The organism is Mycolicibacterium lutetiense, assembly GCF_017876775.1.
Lineage (GTDB): Bacteria > Actinomycetota > Actinomycetes > Mycobacteriales > Mycobacteriaceae > Mycobacterium > Mycobacterium lutetiense.
Genome location: NZ_JAGIOP010000002.1, coordinates 1,077,964 through 1,100,574, shown reverse-complemented (window position 1 = coordinate 1,100,574; position 22,611 = coordinate 1,077,964). Strand labels below are relative to the sequence as shown.

The window sequence follows — 22,611 nt, the reverse complement described above, 5'->3', positions numbered from 1 at the left end:
GTGTCATGTGCCGCAACATCACCGAGCTGCGGGGGCTGGATCCCGCCGCTACCGACGAAGAGATCGAGGCCGCGGCGCGCCAGTACGTGCGCAAGGTCAGCGGAATCACCCGTCCGACCGGGGCCAATATCGAGGCGTTCGAGGCTGCCGTCGCCGAAGTCACGGCGACCACCACCCGGCTGCTCGACGGGCTGGCCCCGCGCCGTCAGCCGCCCAAGACCGTTCCGCCGCTGCGGCGTCCAGAGGTCCGGGCCCGCCTGGCCGCACAGTGACGCCGACCCCTGCACTGAAGGAGTGGAGCGCGGCGGTACACGCCCTGCTCGACGGCCGCCAGACCGTGCTGCTGCGCAAGGGCGGCATCCATGAGAAGCGGTTCTCGGTGGCCGCACCCGAGTTCCTCCTGTTCCCGACAGTCGCACACAGCCATGCCGAACGGGTGCGGTCCCAACATCACGACCTGCTCGAGGCCGCCGGGCGGGACAGCACCGACGACGCCGTGATCCTTCGAGCGGGGGCGAAAGTTGTTGCCGCTGTGGAGGTCAACCGTCCCGAGTCGATCGATGAACTCGCCGATCTGCACATCTGGACGGCCGATTCGATCAAGACCGACCGGCTCGATTTTCGTCCCAGACACCGACTGACGGTGATGGTGGTCCAGGTCAGCCGGCTGCGCACGCCGATGCGGTTGGCTCGAACGCCCGAGTTCGCCGGCTGCAAGAGCTGGGTCGACGTGCCGGTCCAGGGGGATTGGGGCCCAGCGGTGCACGACGATGCGACGCTGCACGACGTCGCCGAGCGGGTGCGTCGCTCAGTGGGCTGACGGCGGCTTCGGGCCGGCCGGTAGCACCACCCGGGACACCCCGCCTTCACCGTGATGCACGGTGTGGGTGGCCCGCACCAGCTGGGAACCGGAGATCGGTGGCTCGCCGGTGCCCAGGTTGCGGGCGAACCGTGGATGTGAGCCGCCGGCGATGAGCACCCGGATCTGCGATCCGGCCCTGAACCGGTGCGCGACGGCATCGAGCTCGAGCCGAACCGGCCCGGTGTGATCATCCAACCGGAGGAATCCGTCGGATACGTTGCGGGACCGGCCTTTTGCGTCCACCTCACTGAGCCGGACGAAGATGTCGTGATGCGGGTTGTCGCAGGTGTGCGCCAGTTCGACGACCGGGTTGCCTGCCATATACAGATCGGCCGGAAGGGGATCGCCGGTGAACGTCAGCACGTCGTTCCGTCGGGCCAGTCGAGAGTCGTCGCGGTATCCGCCGGCTGAGGCCAGCAGCCGGCCGCCGACGGTGGGGGTGGGGTGGGCGGGGTCGTAGGTGAAGGTCGATGAGCTGTCGTCTGCCGGTGCTGCGGACTGTGACGGCGGGGTCGCCGCCAGCCGGCCCGCCGGCTGCAGGAACAACTCGTGCTCCGGCATGACCGGCGGCCAGTCGGTCAGCTCCACCCAGCCGTGCCCGTTGACATGGATGCGTACGGTGCTGCGGGTGGTCTCGCCGTGGTCGGCCAGGTGAGCGCCCAGCCAATCCAGCGACTCGCCGACCACGGTGGTGAGTCCCTTGGTCATCAGCTGGGTGTGCGTCCACGGACCGACTGTCAACGCCACCGAGACACCTCGCCGGTGCAGCTGCGCGTACTGCTCCAGCGTCTGATCCACAAACAGGTCCTGCCATCCACTGAGCAACAGGATGGGTACCTCGACGTGCTGCAGTGCCTCGTCGAACCGCAGCCGGTCCCAGAACGGATCGTCGCGTTCGGGATGTTCCAGCCAGGATTCGAACCACGGAGCGCCGGTGCCCAGCAGCTGACGGCCGGCCGCACCCATCGGCAGGCCGGCGGTCGCCTTGGACAGCTCGGCGGGCCCTCGCAGCTGCCGGGTCAGGGCCTGCACCAGGCCGGGATCTTCCTGGCGGGCCACCATCGCGCTCCACCCGAGGAAGTCATTGAGGGAGAACGCACCCGTGCCCCAGGATGAGGCACTGAAGTCGTGCGGACCGACCGTGATGACGGCGGCCTTCATCTCCGGCGGAGGATCGGCCAGCAGCGCCCACTGGGTGAAGCCGAGATAGGACAGGCCCACGGTGGCGAAGGTGCCGGTGAACCACGGCTCGTCCCGCAGCCAGGCCACGGTGTCGGCGCCGTCGGCCATCTCGTGGACCATCGGGGTGAACTGACCGCCCGAGCCGAACGTGCCGCGCACACTCTGCAACACCACGTGATAGCCGCGCGCCGCATACACCTGCGCGAACAGGGGTGAGAACGGGAAGCGACGGCCGTATGGTCCGCGCACCAGCAGGGTGCCCGCGGGACGGTTGGTGACGGGTGAGTAGTGGTCGGCGATCAGCTCGACACCGTCGCGCATCGGCACCCGCAGCCCGTGCCGCACGGTGAAGTCGGTTGTGGGCATCGGTAAGCCCAGCACCCTGCTGACGGCCTTGCCGGTGTAGCGGCGCAATCTGGTCACGCTGACCAGGCTACGGATCGGTCGGGTGTGGCTCAGAACTTGTAGTACGGCGCCAATTCGTGGGCGCGCTGCAAGTTGACCGCCAGGCAGTCGGGCCGGGACGGGGAGTGGACCGGCGAGTAGAACAGCGACTGCTGGATGAGGCCGTAGCTGGTCTTGAACGCGATCATGCAGGTGACCCACCACCGGTCGTTCCAGTCGGTGGGCTTCATGATCCAGTACTGGGCGGCCCGGTGACCGTCGATGTTCAGCTCGACCGCATCGGCCGGGATGGTCTGCTCGTAGGTCCGCCAGACGAACGCCTCGACGGCCATCTGGTAGTCGCCGGCGTCGTAGTGGCAGCGCAGGCTGTCCTCGGGCTCCGGCGGGGTGAAGGCCAGGCCGATCCGCTGGATCGCATCGAACGGGATGTCATTGCACGGATCGAACGGTGAGGGATCGGTGGTGTCGACGATCGGCCACTTGATCGTCGTGGACACGTTGGTCATCGGGAGATCCGTGACGTCGACGTTGAGCGGACCTGCCCCGACACCCTGGATCGGGCCTGACGGCCACACCACGATCACCGCTGCAACCAGCGCCGCAACCAGCCCTGTCGAAGCCGAAAGTAGGCGCATCTTGGCGGCCATCACACTCCCTCGTAGTTTGGTGGCTAAACGTTCCCGACTTGCGGGGAGTGTAGCGGTCCGGCGCAACGGACTCGACCATAAACGAGAACCTGTTCTAGTTGTCAACGGCGCGCGGTCGCGCCGCCCGGTTAGGCTGGTCCGTTGTGGTGGTGCAACTGTGATGATTGATCACGAGTCAAGGGACCGGCAACCGGTGCTGTGGGCGATCAGCGATCTGCATACCGGGCACAACGGGAACAAGCCGGTGACCGAGTCGCTGTACCCGGCTTCGCCGGACGATTGGCTGATCGTCGCCGGTGATGTCGGGGAGCGCACCGATGAGATCCGATGGGCGCTGGACCTGCTGCGCAAGCGGTTCGCGAAGGTCATCTGGGTTCCGGGTAACCACGAACTGTGGACCACGAACAAGGACCCGATGCAGATCTTCGGCCGGTCCCGTTACGACTATCTGGTCGACATGTGCGACCAGATGGGCGTCATCACCCCCGAGCATCCGTTCCCGGTGTGGACCGAACAGGGCGGTCCGGCGACGATCGTGCCGATGTTCCTGCTCTACGACTACACGTTCCTGCCCGAGGGGGCCTCGAACAAGGCCGAGGGGTTGGCCATCGCCCGGGACCGCAACATCGTCGGCTCCGATGAGTTCCTGTTGTCCAGTGAGCCCTATGCGACGCGCGACGCCTGGTGTCGTGACCGGGTGGCGGCCACCCGCAAGCGACTCGAAGACCTGGACTGGATGACCCCGACGGTTCAGGTCAACCACTTTCCGTTGGTCCGCGAACCCTGCGATGCGATGTTCTACCCGGAGTTCTCGCTGTGGTGCGGTACGACGGCCACCAAGGACTGGCACACGCGCTACAACGCGATCTGCTCGGTGTACGGCCACCTCCATATTCCGCGGACCACCTGGTACGACGACGTGCGCTTCGAAGAGGTGTCGGTCGGCTATCCGCGGGAGTGGCGCCGCCGCAAGCCCTTCCGTTGGCTGCGCCAGATCCTGCCCGACCCCAATTACACGCCCGGGTATCTCAACGAGTTCGGCGGACATTTCCAGATCACGGACGAGATGCGCGCCCACGCCCAGCAGATGCAGGAGCGAATCAAGGCGCGGCGCGCATGAGCGGCACGTTGCTGGGGCAGGTGCTGCCCGACATGCCGGACAAACTCGCCGCGGCCGAGTTGTACGACGACCCGCCGGACCTGACGGCGCTGCCCGAGGAGGCCGCACTGGTGGCACGCGCAGTGGCCAAGCGGCGCAACGAGTTCACCACGGTGCGCTACTGCGCCCGCCAGGCGTTGGGCGAACTGGGGGTGGGCCCGGTGCCGATCCTCAAGGGGGACATGGGCGAGCCGTGCTGGCCCGACGGGATCGTCGGCAGCCTGACGCACTGTCAGGGCTTTCGTGGCGCCGTGGTCGGCCGCGTGGGTGGGGTGCGATCGGTCGGCATCGACGCCGAACCGCACGATGTACTGCCCGACGGCGTGCTGGGCGCCATCTCGCTGCCCCTGGAGCGTTCCGAACTCGGCGGACTGCCCGACGGACTGCACTGGGACCGAATCCTGTTCTGCGCCAAGGAGGCCACCTACAAGGCCTGGTATCCGCTGACGCACCGCTGGCTCGGTTTCGAGGATGCCCACATCACCTTCGGGGTGGACGGGTCGGGCACGGCCGGAACCTTCCGATCCCAGATCCTCATCGACCCGGCCGCCGAACACGGGCCGCCGCTGACCGCACTGGACGGCCGCTGGTCGGTGCGCGACGGCGTCACGTTGACGGCGATCGTGCTGTGAGCAGCCCAGAACCCGGCCTGGTGATCGTCGACAAACCGGCCGGGATGACCAGCCATGACGTGGTGGGGCGGTGCCGGCGGTTGTTCGGCACCCGCAAGGTCGGCCATGCCGGCACCCTCGATCCGATGGCGACCGGGGTGCTGGTGATCGGGATCGAACGCGCCACCAAGATCCTCGGCCTGCTCACCACCACCGACAAGTCGTATGCCGCGACCATCCGGCTCGGTCAGACCACCACCACCGAGGACGCCGAAGGTGAAGTGCTGCAGTCGGTCTCGGCTGCGCACGTGACCGATGAGCAGATAGAGTCCGCCGTCGCGGCGCTGCGCGGGGACATCGAGCAGGTGCCCTCGTCCGTGAGCGCCATCAAGGTCGCCGGCCAGCGCGCCTACAAGCTGGCCCGCGAAGGGCAGACCGTCGAGCTGGCCGCCCGGCCCGTGCGCATCGGCCGGTTCGACGTTCTGGCCGTCCGTCGGGTGGACGAATTCGTCGACGTGGACGTCGATGTGGACTGTTCCTCGGGCACGTATATCCGGGCCCTGGCCCGCGACGTGGGTGTGGCGCTGGGCGTGGGTGGGCACCTGACGGCCTTGCGCCGCACCAAGGTCGGCCGGTACGGCCTCGACGAGGCCCGCACGCTGGACGCCCTCGCCGAGGATGCGCGGTTGAGCTACACGCTCGACGAGGCCTGCCTGGTCGGGTTTCCGCGCCGCGATCTGAGCGACGCGGAAACCGAGGACACCCGGCACGGCCGGGCGTTGGCTCCGGCCGGGATCGACGGGATCTACGCCGCCACCGCACCCGACGGTCGCGTCATCGCCCTGCTGCAGGACGGCTCGTCTCGCACCAAGAACGTCGTGGTGTTGCGCCCGGCCACCTTATAGCCGCGTAGCCGCCTTGACTCAAAGCTGTCCGTGGCGAGGCGGTTTCGTGCCCAAAAGGGTGTAGTTGCCGATATGCCGTATCTTCCACCGCGTGGCGTCGTGCAGCGTGTGGGTGCGCGCGTCACGCCAGTACCTCGACAGGTTGCCCGAAGCCGAGGCGCTGCGGGTGCCGCCGAATTCGAACAGTGCGCTGCCGGTCTCCACCGCAGACCGGGCGGCGGCCACCTTCGCGATCGCCACCGCGATCGAGGCCGCCGCCGCGCTGTCCTCGGTGAGATCGGCACGGGCCGCGTCGACCTGCCGGCCCGCCTCGGCGAGCAACGCCTGAGCGCCCCGCACCGTCACCGCCAGCTCACCGGCGACCTGTACGAGGGTCGGGTCCTCGACGGCGCTGGACACCGACGCCTCGAAATGCGGACGGGCGTTGGCCGCCTGACGCACCCCTTCCTCCAGTGCGGCTGTCGCGATGCCCACGTCCAGGGCCGCGTGCAGCAGCTGAGCCCGCGCCCCGTAGACCGTGGGCCGCGTGAAGATCGGGCTGAACTCGACGACGTGCTCCGCGGGCACCTCGACGGCATCGAGCGTGACGGTGCCAGAGGCCGTGGTCCGCTGGCCCATGCCATCCCAGTCGTCGACAACCTCGAGCCCATGGGCATCGTGTGGAACGAAGGCGATGGCCTTGGGCGTGGCGGCCGTCGGCACCTGGCCCGAACCATCGGAGTGCGACGCCCGCACGATCAGCCAGTCGGCGAACAACGCTCCGGTCGAGTAGTACTTGCGGCCGTCGAGTAGATAGCCCGGGCCCGAGGCGGTGAGCGTCGTGGTGTCCACGTCGACGGGATGCGGACCCCGTTCGGATTGGGCATTGGCGAACAACGCCCCATCCAGCACCAGGCCGTAGAAGTACGCCTGCTGCGCAGGTGTGCCCTGCAGGCGCAGCGCCTCCAGGAACGTGAAATGCGAGTGCGGGATCTGGCCGATGGACGGATCACCGTGCGCCAGCAGGCGGAACACCTCGGCGAGGACGGCGACGGGTACGTCGAGCCCGCCGTGCTCGGCGGGCACGGTCAGTGCCAGCAGGCCGGATTCCTTGAGCGTTTGCACCTGCTCGTGCGGCAGGATCCGGTGCGCGTCGCGGGCACCGGCCCCCTCGGCGAACGATCTCGACAGCTGCGCCGCGGCGGCCAGCGCCGCTTCCGTCGACGAGATGCGGGTGGCACCGGCCAGATCGGTCATCGCGGCGTACCGACGAACGGTATCGAGGTCGGGGTGGCGGCCTGGTCGCCGCCACCGAACAGACCGCGTTCGCGCAGGATCGGCACCACCCCCTCGCCGAACCAGAACAGCTCCTCCAGGTGCGGATAGCCGGAGAAGATGAACTCGTCGATGCCGATCTCGGCGTACTCGGCGATCCGGTCGGCCACCTCGGTGTGGCTGCCCACCAGAGCGGTGCCGGCACCGCCGCGCACCAATCCGACGCCCGACCACAGGTTCGGGGCGATCTCCAGGCTGCGGGCGTCACTCCAGGTGCCGTTCAGACGGTTGGCCTCGTGCAAGGCTCGCATGCGTTTCTGGCCTTCGGACTGGCTGCGGGACAGCCCGGCCTGCGCCGCGGCGACCGTCTCCTCGTCCAGCGCGGCGACCAGGCGGTCGGCCTGCGCCCACGCCTCCTCGGAGGTGTCCCGCGAAATGGTGTGCAGGCGGATGCCGAAGCGCAGCTTGCGTCCCTGCTCCTCGCCGAGCGCGCGGATCCATTCGATCTTCTCTCGTACCGCCGCGGGCGGCTCGCCCCAGGTCAGGTAGACATCGGAGTGCCGTGCGGCCACCGGGCCGGCCGCCTGCGAGCTGCCGCCGAAGTACAGCGGTGGCACCGGGGTCGGGGGCAGGGCCAGGGACGCTTCTTCGACGTCGATGTACTCGCCCTTGTGGGTCACGGTCTCGCCGGCCCACAGTCGGCGGACCACGTCGAGGAACTCGTCGCAACGCGCATACCGGGCGTCCTTGTCCAGGTGGTCGCCGAAGGCCCGCTGTTCGTGCGCTTCGCCGCCGACGACGACGTTGAGCAGGATCCGGCCCGGCGCGTGCCGCGCGAACGTCGCGGCCATCTGCGCCGACAGCGTCGACAGCGTCGGGCTCACCAGCCCCGGACGGAACGCCACCAGGAACGCCAGCGAGGTGGTCTCGCGGGCCAGCAGCGCTGCGGTGATGAACGCGTCCTCGCACCAGGCCCCGGTCGGAATGAGCGCACCGGTGAACCCGAACCGCTCGGCCGAGCGGACGATCGACGCCAGATAGTCGATCGAGGCTTCACGGTCGCCACCGGCAGAACCGGCGGGCGTGCCGTGGCCACCGCCGACGATGAGCCGGCTGTCGCCGTAGGTGGGTAGGAACCAGTGCAGAGAGACAGTCACGAACAGGACATGCTGGTACCGAATCGGCGATTGCGCACGGGTAAAAATCGCCGTGATCCCCTCCGGCGTGTCGTCAGCTCGCGACGACCCAGATCGCCTCGGCGGCCGGATTGCCCAGCTCGACCTGGATGCCGGCGTCGTCCCCGGTCGAGGGATCGCCGGCCGAGGGAGAGGCCGGATTCACCGGGCTTTCTATGGATACCGAGATCACGCCGGCGAAATCACGTCGCGCGAGCACCCGGACCCGGGAATCCAGGCTGATGCCGACACGGTCGAAATAGCGCAACATCTCCGGATCGGCATCCGAGATGCGGGCCACCGTGCCGGCGTCGCCGTCCTGACAGTCCGACAGCTGGCGGGCCGGTGGGGTGGGCACCTGGCCGTCGGCGGCCGGGATCGGATCGCCGTGCGGATCGCGGGTGGGGTGGCCCAGCTTGGCGTCGATCCGGTCGAGCATCCGGTCCGACACCGCATGTTCGAGGATCTCGGCCTCGTCGTGCACCTCGTCCCAGCTGTAGCCCAGCTCCTGCACCAGGAAGGTCTCCATCAGCCGGTGCCGGCGGACCATCGCCAGCGCCGCGCGCCGGCCCGCGTCGGTCAGCGTCACCGCGCCGTACTTCTCGTGGTCGACCAGGCCCTGGTCGGCGAGTTTGCGGATGGATTCCGAGGCCGTGGATGCAGACACACCGATCCGCTCGGCCAGCAGTTTTGTGCTGACCTTCTCGCGAGACCACTCCTGGGCTGTCCAGATGACTTTCAGATAGTCCTGCGCAACCGTGGAGAGGTCTTGATGGTTACCGTCTGGACTCACAGTAGGAAAGTTTAGGCAATCATCACCTGATCGGGGGATCTAAAGCAGACCGCGTGGCGTTCGGGTCGTAGGCTGATCGCGTGCAGCGCTGGCGTGGGCAGGACGAGATCCCCACGGACTGGGGCAGGTGTGTAGTCACCATCGGGGTGTTCGATGGTGTTCACCGTGGACACGCGGAGTTGATCAGCCATGCCGTCAAGGCAGGCCGATCACGCGGGGTGCCGGTGGTGCTCATGACCTTCGACCCCCATCCGATGGAAGTGGTGTTTCCGGGGAGTCACCCGGCGCAGTTGACGACGCTGACCCGTCGTGCCGAGCTCGTCGAGGAGCTCGGTGTCGACGTCTTTCTGGTCATGCCGTTCACCTCGGACTTCATGAAGCTCACCCCTGAGCGCTACATCCACGAGTTGCTGGTGGAAGACCTGCATGTGGTCGAGGTCGTGGTGGGCGAGAACTTCACCTTCGGCAAGAAGGCGGCAGGCAACGTCGCGATGCTCCGCACGGCCGGGGAACGTTTCGGTTTCGCGGTCGAGAGCATGTCGCTGGTCACCGAATCGCTCGATGCAGAGCATCGGGACGAGCGCGTCACCTTCTCCTCGACCTACATCCGGTCCTGCGTCGACGCCGGTGACGTGGTGGCGGCGGCAGAAGCACTGGGCCGACCGCACCGCGTCGAGGGCGTGGTGGTGCGCGGCGAAGGGCGGGGCCGGGTGCTGGGCTTCCCGACCGCCAACGTGGCGCCGCCGATGTACTCGGCGATTCCCGCCGACGGGGTCTATGCCGCCTGGTTCACCGTGCTGGGCCACGGCCCGATGATGGGCACCGTGACGCCGGGCGAGCGGTATCAGGCTGCCGTGTCGGTGGGCACCAACCCGACCTTCTCCGGGCGCACCCGCACCGTCGAGGCATTCGTGCTCGACACCAATGCCGACCTGTACGGGCAGCACGTCGCAGTCGATTTCGTCTCCCGGATCCGCGGGCAGGAGAAGTTCGATTCGGTGAAGGATCTGGTGGTGGCCATGGAGGCCGATACCGACCGGGCCCGCGCGATTCTGGCTGCGCACTAGCGACTGATAGACTTTGCCCCGATCCGGTGCATGCTGCAGTCCGCGGTGGCTGTGCCGAGAATATGTTCGCGGGACTGAAAATGATGGAGTTACTTCGTGGCGCTTTCTACCGAGCAGAAAAAAGAAATCCTGGCCAGCTACGGTCTGCACGAGACCGACACCGGTTCGCCGGAGGCTCAGGTCGCCATGCTGACCAAGCGGATCTCGGATCTGACCGAGCACCTCAAGCAGCACAAGCACGACCACCACTCGCGGCGCGGTCTGCTGCTGCTGGTCGGCCGTCGTCGCCGGTTGCTGAAGTACGTCGCCCAGGTTGACGTGGCGCGCTACCGCTCGCTGATCGAGCGCCTCGGGCTGCGTCGCTGACGCGGCGTCGGTGCCAAAACTTTCCGCGGCTGCCTCTTTGGGGGCAGCCGCGATACTTTTCATCGGCGGATTGACCGCATGCGCATCCGCTGCGGCCGCGGACATGAAGGCAGGGGACTGCCTGAAGATGAGCGGTACGTACGAGCGCCCGGACGCCAACCGGGCGGAGTGCGGCAGCAACGCGTCGAACTACAAAGTGATCTCGGTGCTTACCGACTCTGACCAGTGCCCGGTCGACGTCGACACCTACTACTCGGTGCGCAGTGCATTCAGCGAGGAGACTCAGACCCTCTGTCTGGACATCGACTGGATCACCGGCGGTTGCATGAGCATCGATCCGGAGAACGACAAAGACCCGTATCGGGTGGACTGCGCGGATTCGTCTGCGCCGCACCGGCAACGGGCCACCGAGGTTCTTCGCGGAGTGTCGAACGTCGATCAGTGCGTCAGCGGAGTGGGCTACGCCTACTCGGAACGCCAGTTCACCGTATGTGTGGAGGACGTGTCCTAGCTGGCACGGATGGCTGTCGGGCCGTTGCTGCCGTGTAGCATGAGGGCGTTCAGCGGCAGAAGTCTGCGCTGAACACAGGTGCGGCACCCGCGAACTGTGGGCGCTGTTCCTGCGAGTCATATCGGGCCCGCCTGGTCGGGCGGTCTTCGGTAGTGGCTGTCGGAACCCCGTCGCAGGGTCTATCCCTGGGGGCACTTCCGGCCGCTTCGATCGACGGCCGTAGCCGTAACCAGGGCCCGTGGCGTATCGCCACCGTGACGCCGCGAAAACAGTTGAACGATTTCGAAAGAGGCCGACGGACTCCTATGTCTGTAGTTGAACTTGAAGACGGTGTGTTCGAATCCACCGCAACCATCGATAACGGGAGCTTCGGCACCCGCACCATCCGTTTTGAGACCGGCCGGCTGGCCCAGCAGGCCGCCGGCGCCGTCGTCGCCTACCTCGACGACGAGACCATGCTGCTGAGCGCGACCACCGCCAGCAAGACGCCGAAGGATCACTTCGACTTCTTCCCGCTGACCATCGACGTCGAGGAGCGGATGTACGCCGCGGGCCGTATCCCCGGCTCGTTCTTCCGCCGTGAGGGCCGTCCCTCCACCGATGCGATCCTGACCTGTCGCCTGATCGACCGGCCGCTGCGCCCGTCGTTCGTCAGCGGCCTGCGTAACGAGATCCAGGTCGTGGTGACCGTGCTGAGCCTGGATCCCAAGGATCTCTACGACGTGCTCGCCATCAACGCCGCCTCGGCGTCGACGCAGATCTCCGGCCTGCCGTTCTCCGGACCGGTAGGCGGCGTGCGTGTCGCGCTGATCGACGGCCAGTGGGTGGCATTCCCGACCGTCGAGCAGCTCGAGCGGGCTGTCTTCGACATGGTCGTCGCCGGCCGTAAGGTCGCCGACGACGTGGCCATCATGATGGTCGAGGCCGAGGCCACCGAGAACGTGATCGAGCTCGTCGCGGGCGGCGCCGGTGCGCCGACCGAGACCGTCGTGGCCGAGGGCCTGGAGGCCGCCAAGCCGTTCATCGCGGCGCTGTGCGACGCCCAGGCCGCGTTGGCAGAGAAGGCCGCCAAGGAGATCGCCGAGTACCCGTTGTTCCCGGACTACGCCGACGACGTCTTCGAAGCCGTCGCCTCGGTGGCCACCGACGCGCTTACCGAGGCGTTGACCATCGCCGGCAAGCACGAGCGCGATGACCGCACCAACGAGATCAAGGTCGAGGTTCTCGACCGTCTCGGCGAGACCTTCGCGGGCCGCGAGAAGGAAATCGGCGCGGCCTACCGCTCGCTGACCAAGAAGCTTGTGCGCCAGCGCATCCTGACCGACCATTTCCGCATCGACGGCCGCGGTGTCACCGACATCCGCGCCCTTTCGGCCGAGGTGGCCATCATTCCGCGGGCGCACGGCAGCGCGTTGTTCGAGCGCGGCGAGACCCAGATCATGGGTGTCACCACGCTGGACATGGTCAAGATGGCTCAGCAGATCGACTCGCTGGGACCCGAGACCTCCAAGCGCTACATGCACCACTACAACTTCCCGCCGTTCTCGACCGGTGAGACCGGCCGTGTCGGCTCGCCCAAGCGTCGTGAGATCGGCCACGGCGCGCTCGCCGAGCGCGCCCTGGTTCCGGTTCTGCCCAGCGTGGAGGAGTTCCCCTACGCCATCCGCCAGGTGTCCGAGGCGCTGAGCTCGAACGGCTCCACGTCGATGGGCTCGGTCTGTGCCTCGACCCTGTCGTTGCTCAATGCGGGTGTGCCGCTGAAGGCCCCGGTGGCCGGCATCGCCATGGGACTGGTCTCCGACCAGGTCGACGGTGAGACCCGTTACGTGACGCTGACCGACATCCTCGGCGCCGAGGATGCCTTCGGCGACATGGACTTCAAGTGTGCAGGCACCAAGGACTTCGTCACCGCGCTGCAGCTCGACACCAAGCTCGACGGCATCCCCTCGCAGGTGCTGGCCGGTGCGCTGGCGCAGGCCAAGGATGCCCGGCTGACGATCCTGGACGTGATGGCCGAGGCCATCGACGCGCCGGACGAGATGAGCCCGTACGCACCGCGGATCACCACGATCAAGGTCCCGGTCGACAAGATCGGCGAGGTCATCGGGCCCAAGGGCAAGATGATCAACTCGATCACCGAGGAGACCGGCGCGTCGATCTCGATCGAGGACGACGGCACCGTGTTCGTCGGCGCCTCCAACGGCGAAGCGGCCCAGGCCGCGATCGACAAGATCAACGCGATCGCCAACCCGCAGCTGCCCAAGATCGGTGAGCGGTTCCTCGGAACTGTCGTCAAGACCACCGATTTCGGCGCGTTCGTGTCGCTGCTGCCGGGTCGTGACGGCCTGGTCCACATCTCGAAGCTGGGCCGTGGCAAGCGGATCAACAAGGTCGAGGACGTGGCCAAGGTCGGCGACAAGCTTCGGGTCGAGATCGCCGATATCGACAACCGCGGCAAGATCTCGCTGGTGCTCGTCGCCGAAGAGTCGGCGGAGCAGGCCGGTGCGGTGGACGGTGCCCCGGTGCCGGCCGAAGCTGCTCCGGCTGCCGAGTCCTGATCGCCTCAGCTCGGCACAAGGCGTTTGCACTGAATACCACTGAGGTCCGCCGGACAGATCTGCCCGGCGGACTCCGGGTGGTCACCGAGTACATCCCGTCGGTGCGTTCGGCATCCGTCGGGGTCTGGGTGGGTGTCGGTTCCCGCGACGAAGGACGAAGCGTCGCGGGTGCCGCACATTTCCTGGAACACTTGCTGTTCAAGGCCACCCCGACGCGTACCGCAGTCGACATCGCGCAGGCTGTCGATGCCGTCGGCGGTGAGTTGAACGCGTTCACCACGCGCGAGCACACCTGTTATTACGCGCATGTGCTCGACACCGACCTCGAGCTTGCAGTCGACCTGGTGGCCGACGTCGTGCTGCGCGGCCGGTGCGCCACCGAGGATGTCGAGGTGGAACGCGATGTCGTCCTCGAAGAGCTCGCCATGCGCGACGACGATCCCGAGGACAGTCTCGGCGACGTCTTCCTCACCGCGATGTTCGGCGATCACCCGGTCGGACGGCCGGTGATCGGCAGCGTCGAGTCGATCGAGACGATGACGCGGGCGCAGCTGCACTCGTTCCATGTCCGTCGTTACACGCCCGAACGGATGATCGTGGCGGTCGCGGGCAACATCGATCACGACGTGGTCGTGTCGTTGGTCCGGCAGCATTTCGGCCCGCGGCTTGAAACCGGGCGTAGCGCGGTGGCGCCGCGCAAGGGCGCGGGACGGGTCGGGGGCAAGCCGTCGTTGCTCGTTGTCGACCGCGATGGCGAGCAGACCCACGTGTCGCTGGGTGTTCGCACACCCGGCCGGCACTGGGGACACCGGTGGGCGCTGTCGGTGCTCAACACCGCACTCGGCGGAGGCCTGAGTTCCCGTCTGTTCCAGCAGATTCGGGAATCCCGCGGCCTGGCGTACTCGGTGTACTCGACGGTGGACACCTTCTCCGACAGCGGTGCGCTCTCGGTGTACGCCGGGTGCCAGCCGGAACGGTTCGACGAGGTGATCCGGGTGACCACCGAGGTTTTGGAAGGTGTTGCCCGAGACGGGATCACCGCCGACGAATGCCGGATCGCCAAGGGCTCGTTGCGTGGTGGGCTGGTACTGGGTCTGGAGGATTCGGGTTCGCGCATGCACCGGATCGGGCGCAGCGAGCTCAATTACGGTGAACACCGGACCATCGATCACACGCTGGCGCAGATCGAGGCCGTAACCCTCGAAGAGGTCAATGCGGTGGCGCATCAGTTGCTGTCCCGCGACTACGGTGCCGCCGTGCTCGGCCCGCATCGGTCGAAAAAGACTCTGCCGCAACAACTTCAATCTATCGCCGGCTGAGCCGCTAGGCTGGGTCCGATGACTGGACTCTCGCGGCGCAATGTTCTGATCGGTTCGCTGGTGGCGGCTGCGGCAGTTGGTACCGGTGTGGGTAGTGCCGCACCGGTTTTTGCCGCCCCGGTTGATGACCGGATCGCCGAACTGGAAGGTCGTCACAACGCCCTGATCGGGCTGTATGCGGCCAATCTGGACTCCGGGCGGACACTCACACATCGGTCCGATGAGATGTTCGCGATGTGTTCGACGTTCAAAGGCTATGCGGCCGCGCGCGTGCTTCAGCTGGTCGGGAGCGGGCGGCTGTCGCTGGACAACCGGGTGTTCGTCGACCCGGAGGCGATCGTGCCGAACTCACCGGTGACCGAGACCCATGCCGGTGCCGAGATGACGCTGGCGCAGTTGTGCCAGGCTGCGCTGCAGCGCAGCGATAACACCGCGGCCAACCTGCTGCTGAAAACGATTGGCGGGCCGGCCGCTATCACGGCGTTCGCCCGCAGCGTCGGAGACGAGCGCACCCGCTTGGACCGCTGGGAGGTTGAGCTGAACGCGGCGATACCGGGGGACCCGCGGGATACCAGCACCCCTGCGGCACTGGCTGGCGGATACCGCGCGATCCTGGCCGGTGACGCTTTGAGCCCGCCGCAGCGGCGCCAGTTGGAGGACTGGATGCGGGCCAACCAGACCTCGAGCATGCGTGCCGGACTTCCGGAAGGCTGGACCACCGCTGACAAGACCGGTAGCGGGGATTACGGCAGCACCAACGACGCCGGGATCGCCTTTGGACCCGACGGGCAACGGTTGCTGTTGGTGATGATGACGCGGTCGCAGGCTGATGACCCTAAGGCCGACAACCTGCGCCCGCTCATCGGTGAGCTGACGGCGCTGGTGCTGCCGTCGTTACTCTGAGTGCTCGGCGGATTCGATTGCGGTCGAGCCGTTCTCGGTGCCCTGGATCGCGATCTGTCGGGCCCCTGCGGGGCTCTGCGACAGCGGCACGCGCACGGTCAGGATGCCGCGCTCGTAGCCGGCGGTGATGTTCTCCTCGTCGGCCTCGGCGGGCAGCGTCACGGTGCGCAGGAAGGAGCCGTAGGAGAACTCCGAGCGGGCGGTGGTTTCGGCACGTTCGGACCGCTCGGCCTTCACACTCAGCTGGCCGTCGGCCACGGTGATCTGAACGTCGCTGGCCGGATCGATACCGGGGATCTCGGCACGCAGTTCGTAGTGGTCCTCGGTGACCTCGTCCTCGATGCGCATCAGGTTGCGCTCGAAGATCGGCCGCAGGCCGGCGAACGGCGTGATTCCGGCGAAGAACTCCGAGAGCTCGGGCAGCAGCGGACGGGGCTGGTGCGCGACGGGCAGGTTAACCATGGGTGACTCCTAAGTCCTGGAAAGTAGGTCCTGGAAAAGTCCTTGCAGCGCTTGCTCTTTCGATCCAAGCACCGCTGTGGAGCCACCGGTCGAATGTGTGGTGAACAGCTCGGGTACGTGCGGCTGCTAGGTCACCTGCAGCGAGTCGTCGCGCTGCAGGACGAAGAAGTACGGGTTGGGGGAGTTCCGCAGGTCCATCGCCCCGATCACGGCATCGTCGGCCAGTCGCCGGAACACGTCGTTGATGGGCAGCTGGTCGTAGATCATCGTCGCGGTGTCCACGCCGCGGTAGCGGGTGGTGCGCAACCTGGCCTTGGGTGCCCGGGTTTGCAGTACGGGTCGCAGGGCGGCGATCGGCGCCACCATCGACCGATTCCGAAGTAGCGGAATCTTGTTCGATACCGCTAGGCCGCCGAATGCCAGCATCGGGTTGAGGGCCCATAGCGATGCGCCGTCACCCGAGGGGAACAGCAGCGGGTGAACGGACTCGCCGTCGATGAACTGTTTGCCCCACCATCCGCTGGCCGCCAGCAGGCCGTCCATCGGATGTCCGGTGGGCAATTCGGCACCGTGCCAGGTGCCGAGCATGAACTGCGGCTCGACGGCCTCGGAGGCGTCGAAGATATCCAGAGTCTCAGCAGTTGTCGTCGGAACGGTGGGGAACAGTTGGTTCAGCACGACACCCACCGTACTTGACACCTGTCAAGTTTTGGCGAATGTGTGATGGAACCGCTACGCCAGCAACGCTGCCGGGTCGGTGAACGGCATGTCGAGGTCCGCGGCGACCTGCTCCGACAGCAGCGCACCCTCGTGCGTCGAGAGGCCCTTGGCCAGTGCCTGATCGGCGTTGCAAGCGGCCTTCCAGCCCTTGTCGGCCAACGTGAGCACGTACGGCATGGTCGCGTTGGTCAGTGCGAACGTCGACGTGCGCGGCACCGCGCCGGGCATGTTTGCCACGCAGTAGAAGACGGTGTCATGGACGGCGAACGTCGGATCGTCGTGGGTGGTGGGCCGTGAATCCTCGAAACACCCACCCTGGTCGATGGCGATGTCCACCAGGACCGCGCCGGGTTTCATGTGCGCCACAGTCGAGTTGGTGACCAACTTGGGGGCCTTGGCGCCCGGGATCAGGACCGCGCCGATCACCAGGTCGGCCTTCTTGACGGCCTCTTCGAGTTCCAGTGACGACGCGTAACGGGTCTCGATGCCGGCGTTGGTCTCGTTGTCGATCTTGCGCAGCGTGTTGATGTTCAGGTCGAACACCGTGACGTGGGCGCCCATGCCCTTGGCGATGCGGGCCGCGTTGTAGCCGGCGACGCCACCGCCGATGACGACGACCTCGGCCGGGGCGACGCCGGGCACACCGCCCATCAGGACGCCTCGCCCACCGTGGCTCCGCATCAGGTGGTAGGCACCGACCTGCGCGGAAAGTCGGCCCGCGACCTCGCTCATCGGGGCGAGAAGGGGGAGCGCCCCGTCGGCGGTTTGAACCGTCTCATATGCGATCGAGGTGGTACCCGAGGCCAGCAGTGCGTCGGTGCATTCCTTGGATGCCGCCAGGTGCAGATAGGTGAACAGCGTCTGGCCCTTGCGCATGCGCGAGTACTCGGCCGCGATGGGCTCTTTGACCTTGAGGAGCAACTCGGCCTCGGTCCACACCTGGTCGGCCGTGGCGACGATCTCGGCGCCGGCGGCCTTGAAGTCGTTGTCGGAGATGGCCGAACCTTCGCCCGCACCTGCCTGGATGATCACGTCATGGCCGCGTCGGGTCAGCTCGGCCACACCCGCCGGGGTGATCGCCACGCGGTACTCGTTGTTCTTGATCTCGGCCGGGATACCGACGAGCATGACCGCTCCTTCGAGGTTGGGGTGCTGAAAACCATTGTGAAGAACCTTCGATAGGCGGGCAATATCTCCGTTGAAGATTCGCTAGAATCGGCAAATGGTAGAAGGATCATCACGTCAGCCGGAGCGCGTGACCAGTTCACCGAAGGATGTTCGGCCGGATCTCGACGAAGTGGACCGTCGTATCCTGCTGGCGCTGCATACCGATGCCCGCATGTCCAACAGTGCACTGGCCGACGCGGTCGGTATCGCCGCGTCGACCTGCCACGGTCGGGTGCGCAGGCTGCAGGAGAGCGGGGTGATCCGGGGCTTCTACACCGACATCGATCCGGCGGCCGTGGGGCTCAGTCTGCAGGCCATGATCTCGGTGAGCCTGCAATCGAACGCGCGGGGCAAGATCCGCAATTTCATCGCCCACATCCGCACCCGGCCGCAAGTGATGGACGTCTACTTCCTGGCCGGGGGAGACGACTTCATCTTGCATGTGGCCGCGCGTGACACCGATGACCTACGAGCCTTCGTGGTGGAGAACCTCAACGCCGACGCCGATGTCGCCGGAACGCAGACCTCGCTGATCTTCGAGCACCTGCGCGGAGCGTCACCGCTCTGAGGTCACTGCGCGCGCAGCACCAACCCGTTGCCGTCCGCGCCGGAGAGCTTCAGTTGATCCGCGTCGCGGGTGGTCTGCACCGTGCCCTTGAGGACGCGCAGCACTGCCTGTTCGACCTCGGTGACCTCTGGAGGGCAAGCCATCCTGGTGGTGGCCAGTGGACCGAACTCGATGCTGGACTCCGAAACGGTTGCGTGGCCGGTGATCCGGTTGCAGCCGGTCGAACCGCTGACCGCACCGTCGTCGGCGATGGTCAATGTGGGCTTGGACTGTTCGAGCGCGACCGAGGTGGTGATCGTCTGTGTCGATACCAGGCTGGTCACCTGCCAGGTGGTGCCGGTGAGCGGACGGTCGGGGTCGACCACCTTCTTGTCGCGCAACGTGACAGTGGTGGCATCTGTGCGCAACGTGAGGTCATCCCCGGACAGTGACCAGGCCGGCTTGGCCCCGAAGAACGCCGACACCCAGGCGTCCGCATCGCCGACCGGCGGGGGACACGCCATCATGGTCATCGCTAGTTCGGTGGTGATCCGGCCATCGGTCAGATCGGCGGTGCCCGAACCGTGGTTGCAGCCCGCGAAAGTACTGATCTGGTCTCCCTCGAAACCGACCGTCAGCGGTCCGCCGCCGGGGATCTGGTCACCCTCGACCTGCACCGATACGAACGTGCGCCCGGTGAGGTCGACATCGTCGGCGGCCGCGTTGTCGGAACACCCCACGAACGCGAGAACGGCGACGGCGAAAGGTGCCAGCGAGATCAGACGCATGGTTCCACCTTAGAGGCCGGTGGTCGGTGTGGCCCCTAGTGCGCGCAATCAGTTTGACTGACAGTCGGTTTCGTCGTCGCCACCGTCGGTGAGGTAGAGCTGAGGGTGGTGGTGGGTGTTTATCCGAGCTTGGCCGGTGTCCAGCAGTTTGGGCGGGATCCACTCACACTTGCCGTGGTGGTTGATGCGGGTGGTCCATTTGCCGGGGCTCACCAGGCGTTGGTCGGGGCCACAGCCCAGGGCCAGTTCGTCGATGTTGGTGCGTCCACCTTTGGCGTAGTCGCGTTGGGCGTGGTGGACCTGGGACCGGTTCGCGGGGGCGGTGCAGCCGCGGTCACGGGCGAACAGCATCAGGCGTTGCCCGGGTGAGGCGATGCGGCGAGCGCGGCCAAGATGCAACGGCAGATTCGTGTGTTTGTCGAAGACGGCCAGGTAGTGCCAGGCGTGGGCGGCCAGTCGGATCACGTCGGGGATCGGAAGTCTGGTTCCGCCGGTGGTGACCGCGACCCCGGCGCCGGCTTGCAGTTCCTGCAGGGTGGTGGTGACCACGATGGAGACTGGCAGTCCGTTGTGCTGGCCCAACTGTCCGGACATCATCGCCGAGCGGGTCAGGGCGAGCAGGGCGTCGTGGGTGCGTTGGGCCGGCAGGCGGGTGTCGGCGTGGATCTGTTCTTCGGTGGGGGTGCCGTTGGTGCAGGGGTTGTGGTCGGCCGGGTTGCACATGCCCGGTGCGGCCGTTTTCGCGAACACGGCATCCAGCCCGGCGCGCAGTTCAGGGGTGAGCCATCCCGAAATGCGCGAGGTGCCGTCGGGTTCTTGCGGCCCCATGACGATGCCGCGGCGCCGCGCGCAGCGGTCCTCGACCGGTTCGGGACCGTCCTGGTTCAACAGATACAAGGCTTCGTTGACCGTCTGGCGCAGCGTCTCGGGTGCGTTGGTGGCGGCAACGGCGACCAGTTTCTCTTCGAACCGGGTCCGGGCGGCGGTGCTGATCCAGGCCGGGCAGCGCTGGAAGAAAGTCTCCAGGATTTCGATGTGCTCCTGGGTGACCCAGCCGCCGGCTTGGGCAGCGGCCGTCGCGGCCCGTTGAGGTTCCAACGGTTGCCCGGTGACCGACGTCCGGGGTCCCAGATTCACCGCGTCGCGGTAGCGGCGACGGGCCTCGGTCGCCGAGATCCGTAACCGGATCCGCAAGGCTTCGGGCCAGGACTTCGCACCGATCTGAGCGGCGGTGCTCTGCTCGGCCAGTGCCGTGACGGCGGCGTGCTCGATCGTCGGGATCAGGTTGCGGGTCTCCTGCAGGCCCGAGCACACGTCCAGCAACTCCGCGGGGGATAGGGAAGCGACGGGCAACTCCCGCAACGCGGTCACCGCGTCGGCCAACGCGGCGAGCTTGCCGGCCACCGCATTGTCCATGATTCGAACACTAGTTCGATACCGTGACAGGTTTGGCCGGTTTGAGGCTGTAGTGACAAAAGGGGCCAAAGTTTCTCGGACCGGCCCCAATACCGCCGGCAAGCACGGGCAGTAGGCTCCCCACCATGCGAGTTGGCGTTCTCGGGGCTAAGGGCAAAGTCGGCGCGACCATGGTGCACGCGGTCGAATCCGCGGAGGATCTGACGTTCTCGACCGGTGTCGACGTCGGCGATCCGCTGACGTTGCTCACCGACAGCAAGACTGACGTGGTCATCGACTTCACCCATCCCGACGTGGTGATGGACAACCTGAAGTTCCTCATCGACAACGGTATTCACGCCGTTGTCGGGACCACCGGATTCACCTGGGAGCGCATCGAACAGGTGGAAGCCTGGCTCAAGGAGAAGCCCGAGTCCGCGGTGCTCATCGCGCCGAACTTCGCCATCGGCGCCGTGCTCTCGATGCACTTCGCCCAGCAGGCGGCGCGCTATTTCGAATCGGTCGAGATCATCGAACTGCACCATCCGCACAAGGCCGACGCACCGTCCGGCACGGCCGCTCGGACCGCGAAGCTCATCGCCGAGGCGCGCAAGGGCATGCCGCCCAACCCGGACGCCACCAGCACCGGCCTGGAGGGAGCCCGCGGCGCCGATGTGGACGGCGTGCCGGTGCACTCGGTGCGGGTGGCCGGACTGGTCGCACACCAGGAGGTGCTGTTCGGAACGCAGGGGGAGACCCTGACGATCCGGCACGACAGCCTGGACCGGTCCTCGTTCGTGCCGGGCGTGCTCCTGGCCGTGCGCAAGGTCGGCGAGCGGCCGGGTCTGACCATCGGCATTGAACCGCTGCTCGCACTGTCGTGAACGACGGCGCGCGGTCGCTGCGCATTCAATTGGTGATCGGCTTCATGTGCCTGGCGCTGATCGCCTACTTCCTCATGCTCGGGCGTACCGCGTGGATCTTCATCACCTCGGGTGAAGCCGCCGCAATCGGGCTGGGTGTGGCACTGCTCGCGTTCCCGTTGATCGGCATCTGGGTGCTCGTCACCACGCTGCGGGCCGGCCTGGCGCATCAACGGTTGGCGCGCCTGGCCCGCGAACAAGACATGGAACTGGATGTCAGCACACTGCCGACGCGGCCGTCGGGTCGTATCGAGCGCGACGCTGCCGACGCACTGTTCGTGACGGTCAAGGCCGAACTGGAAGCCGACCCGGATAACTGGGTTCGCTGGTACCGGCTGGCCCGCGCCTACGACTTCGCCGGCGATCGCTCCCGCGCCCGGGAGACCATGCGCACCGCCGTACAGATGCAGGAACAACAGGCGTCATGACCAGGACGCTGCTGGTGGTGCATCACACGCCGTCTCCGGCAACGCGAGAACTTCTGGAAGCGATACTGGCAGGCGCGCACGATCCGGACATCTCCGGTGTCGAGGTGCAGGCCAAGCCGGCGTTGGCGGCGACTGTCACCGACATGTTGGCCGCCGACGGCTACTTGTTCGGCACCACAGCGAATTTCGGCTATATGAGCGGTGCCCTTAAGCACTTTTTCGATACGGTGTACTACCCGAGCCTCGACCATGTGGCCGGGCGCCCCTATGGGTTGTGGGTGCACGGCAACAACGACACGGTCGGTGCGGCGAACGCGGTCGACAAGATTGTGACCGGGCTGGCGTTGGTCAAAGCGGCTGACGTGCTTGAAGTTGCGGGAGTGGTGGACGGAGCCGTCCGGGAACGGGCCTACGAATTGGGCGGCACGTTGGCTGCCACGCTGATGGAATGACGAGAGGACAGC

At 66.8% G+C, this 22,611-nt stretch carries 25 protein-coding genes; 15 read left to right on the top strand and 10 right to left on the bottom strand.

The features are described 5' to 3' along the window. The first annotated feature begins 5 nt into the window (after positions 1–5). Entirely contained in the window at positions 6–272 is a 267-nt protein-coding gene (locus tag JOF57_RS14650; RefSeq protein WP_163662275.1) for a DUF2277 domain-containing protein, read from the top strand. Next, positions 269–820, top strand: a complete 552-nt coding sequence (locus JOF57_RS14645) for a DUF1802 family protein (protein WP_209917578.1) — start codon at positions 269–271, stop codon at positions 818–820. Before JOF57_RS14650 ends, JOF57_RS14645 begins: the two co-directional genes overlap by 4 nt. Here the strand turns inward: JOF57_RS14645 and JOF57_RS14640 are convergent. Beyond that, entirely contained in the window at positions 809–2,410 is a 1,602-nt protein-coding gene (locus tag JOF57_RS14640; protein ID WP_209923368.1) for a CocE/NonD family hydrolase, read from the bottom strand. The genes JOF57_RS14645 and JOF57_RS14640 overlap by 12 nt on opposite strands. 89 nt (positions 2,411–2,499) lie before the next feature. Next, positions 2,500–3,096, bottom strand: a complete 597-nt coding sequence (locus tag JOF57_RS14635; RefSeq protein WP_209917577.1) for a DUF3558 domain-containing protein — start codon at positions 3,094–3,096, stop codon at positions 2,500–2,502. A 160-nt stretch (positions 3,097–3,256) separates the two neighbouring features. Here JOF57_RS14635 and JOF57_RS14630 point away from each other — a divergent pair, with 160 nt between their 5' ends. From JOF57_RS14630 to truB, 3 genes are read left to right on the top strand one after another with little or no spacing between them, the layout of a single operon-like run. Beyond that, on the top strand, positions 3,257–4,216 hold the full coding sequence (locus tag JOF57_RS14630) for an ACP phosphodiesterase PptH (RefSeq protein WP_209917576.1): 960 nt from the start codon (positions 3,257–3,259) through the stop codon (positions 4,214–4,216). Next, a complete protein-coding gene (pptT, locus tag JOF57_RS14625; protein ID WP_209917574.1) occupies positions 4,213–4,887 on the top strand; it encodes a 4'-phosphopantetheinyl transferase PptT in 675 nt (224 codons plus the stop codon). The genes JOF57_RS14630 and pptT overlap by 4 nt, the downstream gene beginning before the upstream one ends. Beyond that, the gene (gene truB / locus JOF57_RS14620) at positions 4,884–5,771 is read left to right on the top strand and encodes a tRNA pseudouridine(55) synthase TruB (RefSeq protein ID WP_209917572.1); all 888 of its coding nucleotides are present in this window, start codon (positions 4,884–4,886) and stop codon (positions 5,769–5,771) included. Before pptT ends, truB begins: the two co-directional genes overlap by 4 nt. Before the next feature lie 18 nt (positions 5,772–5,789). Here truB and JOF57_RS14615 read toward each other — a convergent pair whose 3' ends face one another. From JOF57_RS14615 to mntR, 3 genes are all read right to left on the bottom strand, one after another. Next, positions 5,790–7,007 carry an SfnB family sulfur acquisition oxidoreductase gene (locus JOF57_RS14615; RefSeq protein WP_209917570.1) on the bottom strand — a complete coding sequence of 406 codons (1,218 nt, stop codon included), beginning with the start codon at positions 7,005–7,007 and terminating at the stop codon, positions 5,790–5,792. Beyond that, the gene (locus JOF57_RS14610; RefSeq protein WP_209917568.1) at positions 7,004–8,182 is read right to left on the bottom strand and encodes an LLM class flavin-dependent oxidoreductase; all 1,179 of its coding nucleotides are present in this window, start codon (positions 8,180–8,182) and stop codon (positions 7,004–7,006) included. Before JOF57_RS14610 ends, JOF57_RS14615 begins: the two co-directional genes overlap by 4 nt. Positions 8,183–8,255: 73 nt before the next feature. After that, entirely contained in the window at positions 8,256–8,993 is a 738-nt protein-coding gene (gene mntR / locus JOF57_RS14605) for a manganese-binding transcriptional regulator MntR (RefSeq protein WP_209917566.1), read from the bottom strand. A gap of 80 nt (positions 8,994–9,073) precedes the next feature. Here mntR and JOF57_RS14600 point away from each other — a divergent pair, with 80 nt between their 5' ends. The 6 genes from JOF57_RS14600 (at position 9,074) to bla (ending at position 15,717) form a co-directional block, all read left to right on the top strand. Continuing rightward, positions 9,074–10,060: a bifunctional riboflavin kinase/FAD synthetase gene (locus JOF57_RS14600; protein WP_209917564.1), complete on the top strand. Its 987-nt coding sequence runs from the start codon at positions 9,074–9,076 to the stop codon at positions 10,058–10,060. A 96-nt stretch (positions 10,061–10,156) separates the two neighbouring features. Then, positions 10,157–10,426 (top strand): 30S ribosomal protein S15, encoded by a 270-nt coding sequence (gene rpsO, locus JOF57_RS14595; protein WP_209917561.1) that lies wholly within the window; start codon positions 10,157–10,159, stop codon positions 10,424–10,426. Between the two features lie 10 nt (positions 10,427–10,436). Next, positions 10,437–10,937, top strand: coding sequence for an LppU family putative lipoprotein (gene lppU / locus JOF57_RS14590; RefSeq protein ID WP_456094038.1), 501 nt, complete (start codon positions 10,437–10,439; stop codon positions 10,935–10,937). Between the two features lie 305 nt (positions 10,938–11,242). Next, complete coding sequence (locus tag JOF57_RS14585; protein WP_209917557.1) at positions 11,243–13,495, top strand: polyribonucleotide nucleotidyltransferase; 2,253 nt, start codon at positions 11,243–11,245, stop codon at positions 13,493–13,495. Further along, positions 13,495–14,814 carry a M16 family metallopeptidase gene (locus tag JOF57_RS14580; RefSeq protein ID WP_407666633.1) on the top strand — a complete coding sequence of 440 codons (1,320 nt, stop codon included), beginning with the start codon at positions 13,495–13,497 and terminating at the stop codon, positions 14,812–14,814. The genes JOF57_RS14585 and JOF57_RS14580 overlap by 1 nt, the downstream gene beginning before the upstream one ends. 18 nt (positions 14,815–14,832) lie before the next feature. Then, a complete protein-coding gene (bla, locus tag JOF57_RS14575) occupies positions 14,833–15,717 on the top strand; it encodes a class A beta-lactamase (protein WP_209917555.1) in 885 nt (294 codons plus the stop codon). Here the strand turns inward: bla and JOF57_RS14570 are convergent. The 3 genes from JOF57_RS14570 to ald all read right to left on the bottom strand — a co-directional run bounded on the left by JOF57_RS14570 (position 15,709) and on the right by ald (position 18,027). After that, positions 15,709–16,179, bottom strand: coding sequence for an Hsp20/alpha crystallin family protein (locus JOF57_RS14570; RefSeq protein WP_209917553.1), 471 nt, complete (start codon positions 16,177–16,179; stop codon positions 15,709–15,711). The two genes, bla and JOF57_RS14570, sit on opposite strands and share 9 nt — an antisense overlap. 126 nt (positions 16,180–16,305) lie before the next feature. Next, positions 16,306–16,866: a DUF4334 domain-containing protein gene (locus JOF57_RS14565; protein ID WP_209923366.1), complete on the bottom strand. Its 561-nt coding sequence runs from the start codon at positions 16,864–16,866 to the stop codon at positions 16,306–16,308. Between the two features lie 45 nt (positions 16,867–16,911). Then, complete coding sequence (gene ald / locus JOF57_RS14560) at positions 16,912–18,027, bottom strand: alanine dehydrogenase (protein WP_209917552.1); 1,116 nt, start codon at positions 18,025–18,027, stop codon at positions 16,912–16,914. A gap of 94 nt (positions 18,028–18,121) precedes the next feature. Here ald and JOF57_RS14555 point away from each other — a divergent pair, with 94 nt between their 5' ends. Beyond that, on the top strand, positions 18,122–18,634 hold the full coding sequence (locus JOF57_RS14555; RefSeq protein WP_209917550.1) for an HTH-type transcriptional regulator AldR: 513 nt from the start codon (positions 18,122–18,124) through the stop codon (positions 18,632–18,634). Positions 18,635–18,636: 2 nt separating this feature from the next. On the opposite strand, the gene JOF57_RS14550 is transcribed toward JOF57_RS14555, so the two are convergent. Both JOF57_RS14550 and JOF57_RS14545 read right to left on the bottom strand, forming a co-directional pair. Next, positions 18,637–19,401, bottom strand: a complete 765-nt coding sequence (locus tag JOF57_RS14550) for an META domain-containing protein (RefSeq protein WP_209917548.1) — start codon at positions 19,399–19,401, stop codon at positions 18,637–18,639. Between the two features lie 48 nt (positions 19,402–19,449). Further along, complete coding sequence (locus JOF57_RS14545) at positions 19,450–20,817, bottom strand: 13E12 repeat family protein (protein WP_209917546.1); 1,368 nt, start codon at positions 20,815–20,817, stop codon at positions 19,450–19,452. Positions 20,818–20,942: 125 nt separating this feature from the next. Here JOF57_RS14545 and dapB point away from each other — a divergent pair, with 125 nt between their 5' ends. Genes dapB through JOF57_RS14530 form a run of 3 tightly spaced genes read left to right on the top strand, consistent with a single transcriptional unit; the run spans position 20,943 to position 22,599 of the window. Continuing rightward, positions 20,943–21,680 (top strand): 4-hydroxy-tetrahydrodipicolinate reductase, encoded by a 738-nt coding sequence (gene dapB, locus JOF57_RS14540; RefSeq protein ID WP_209917544.1) that lies wholly within the window; start codon positions 20,943–20,945, stop codon positions 21,678–21,680. After that, positions 21,677–22,147: a hypothetical protein gene (locus tag JOF57_RS14535; RefSeq protein WP_209917542.1), complete on the top strand. Its 471-nt coding sequence runs from the start codon at positions 21,677–21,679 to the stop codon at positions 22,145–22,147. Before dapB ends, JOF57_RS14535 begins: the two co-directional genes overlap by 4 nt. Continuing rightward, on the top strand, positions 22,144–22,599 hold the full coding sequence (locus JOF57_RS14530; protein ID WP_209917540.1) for a flavodoxin family protein: 456 nt from the start codon (positions 22,144–22,146) through the stop codon (positions 22,597–22,599). The genes JOF57_RS14535 and JOF57_RS14530 overlap by 4 nt, the downstream gene beginning before the upstream one ends. Positions 22,600–22,611: the final 12 nt, after the last annotated feature.